Source organism: Okeania sp., from assembly GCF_983059655.1.
The window spans coordinates 1-2,303 of sequence record NZ_CEZPJD010001040.1 but is presented as its reverse complement, the minus strand read 5'-3'; the positions used below and the strand labels follow the sequence as shown (position 1 = coordinate 2,303).

Annotated in this window: 1 protein-coding gene; it reads left to right on the top strand. The window is 35.0% G+C overall.

The genetic code is table 11. The features are described 5' to 3' along the window. The first annotated feature begins 26 nt into the window (after window positions 1-26). On the top strand, window positions 27-1,553 hold the full coding sequence (locus tag AC3DU7_RS31540) for a hemolysin family protein (RefSeq protein WP_488043173.1): 1,527 nt from the start codon (window positions 27-29) through the stop codon (window positions 1,551-1,553). The last annotated feature ends 750 nt before the right edge of the window (window positions 1,554-2,303 follow it).

Sequence of the window (2,303 nt, the reverse complement as noted above, 5' to 3'; positions counted from 1 at the left end):
TTGAGAAATGGTCTGAGGCAGAATCAATGGCAGTAAGTTTGGGACAGATGCCAAGCTTAGAAATACTTACATCGGCAGAGATAATGTCGCGACTTTTATCAGTCTTTCTGCTAATTACCATCAATGCCTTTTTTGTGGTAGCAGAATTCTCTATAGTTTCTGTGCGTAGATCCCGCATTAATCAATTAGTAGATGCAGGAGATGTTCAAGCCAAAATTGTTCAAAAACTTCAAAAAAATATAGACAGACTACTATCAACAACTCAGTTAGGTATTACTTTGTCTAGTTTAGCTTTGGGTTGGATAGGTGAAGGAACTATCGCCATAATTGTTAGAGCTGCAATAGTTGAACTACCACTTTCTACTCATGTTAGTCAAGCGATCGCTCACTCCCTAGCTATCCCAATTTTTACCTTTTTTATTTTGGCTTACCTGCAAATTGTACTAGGAGAATTATGCCCAAAGTCAGTAGCACTATTGTATTCAGAAAAGTTATCGAGATTATTAGGTCCTTTAAGTCTAGCTATATCTCGCTTCTTTAATCCATTTATTTGGGTCTTAAATCAATCTACTCGTTGGTTATTACGACTAATAGGAATTAAATACACTGGTAATGTCTGGAAAACACCAGTTACCCCTGAAGAATTACAATTAATTATCTCTACTTCTACTGAATCAACTGGTTTAGAAGCGGAAGAACGACAGTTACTTAGTAATGTCTTTGAATTTGGGGAAGTATCAGCTTTAGAAGTCATGGTTCCACGTACTAATATAGATGCTATTTCTAGTAAGGCTACTTTTAAAAATTTGTTAGATAAAATTAAGGTATCTGGTCATTCTCGTTTTCCTGTAGTTGGTGAGTCCATAGATGATATTCAGGGCATTATAGATTTCAAAGAATTGGCCCAACCTTTAGCACAAGGTTCATTATCCCCACAGACCTCAATTAGTTCTTGGGTTCGCCCTGTAAGGTTTGTATCTGAACAAATGTATTTGAGCGAGTTATTATCTTTGATGCAAAGAATGCGTCAAATTCCAAACAGTCGTCAGCACCCAGAAATGGTAATAGTGGTAGATGAATTTGGTGGTACTGCTGGATTAATTACACGGGAGGATTTGATTGCTGAAATTATTGGTGGTAATAGTTATGAAGTAACTGGTAGTGAAGAATTTACTCTACAAATGTTAGATGATCAAACTTTCATTGTGCAGGCACAGTTAAGTGTAGAAGAAGTTAATGAATTGTTGAATTTAGATTTACCTCTAACTGAGGATTATCAAACTTTGGGAGGATTTTTGATTTATCAGTTACAAAAAATACCTACTACTGGAGAAAAGTTATGGTATGACCGTCTTGAATTTACTGTTATTTCTGCTGAAGGCCCACGTTTAGACCAAATTAAGATTACTCAATTGGAAGAGTTAGAAAATGAGCAAATTGTTAATGCGTTTTTAGAGTATGAAGAAGAAGAAAAAGTTAATCAAAATGCATCAGAGGAATTAATTGATAGTTCAGTTGTTCAGGCTGAAATTGACTCTCAAGATATGAACTAATATGAAAAATTCAAAAGTCAAAAGTCAAAAGTCAAAAGTTAGAAAAAATTATAGTGGTCAATCAAATATTAACCATTCAGTAAGTATTTATACTTAATATTTAACTGAGAATAGGAAAAAGTCAAAAGTCAAAAGTTAGAAGAAAATTTATAGTGGTCAATCGAAATTAACAATTCAGTAAGTATTTATGCTTAATATTTAACTGAGAATTTGACTCCTGTTTTCTCTAGTGACAATAAATAGGGCTGGCGCTCATAAAGCTAAAAGTCAGGATAGCTAAAGCTATTAAGCTTTTTATATTCAGTTTATCTCTAAGTTTATGGCTCTTATTGACATCAATTTACTGAAATTTTCTGCTGAAATTCAAGAAAATTTCTTCACATAAAATGGCCGAAACTTTTGCTTGTTCGCCCACAAATCGACTTGTCCCCGCGTCTCCGTGTCCCCGTGTCCTACCCCCACCAACCAATTTTTTCAGCAGACCCTAAATAGACCCTGCCTCCTGGAAGGGTTTAGGGGTGGGTCCCCGTACTTCCCACTCTCCCACAGTTTGCTTTTTTCAGCAAACCCTAATTAACAATTACCTATCCTTGAAAAGAAGAGTATTGACTAACAATGAAAATTTTTTCTTGTTTCTCCTTTAAAGGTAATAAAGCTGATAGCTGATAGCTGACTGCTTAATGCTTACGATTCTATTTATAATGTTCAACTTCAATAGTAGTATGAACATTTCCTCGTGGATAAAAATCA

Excerpts from the sequence above, each read along its gene's own strand:
- AC3DU7_RS31540 (WP_488043173.1), top strand. The coding sequence starts at position 27 with ATGGCAGTAAGTTTGGGACAGATGCCAAGCTTAGAAATACTTACATCG.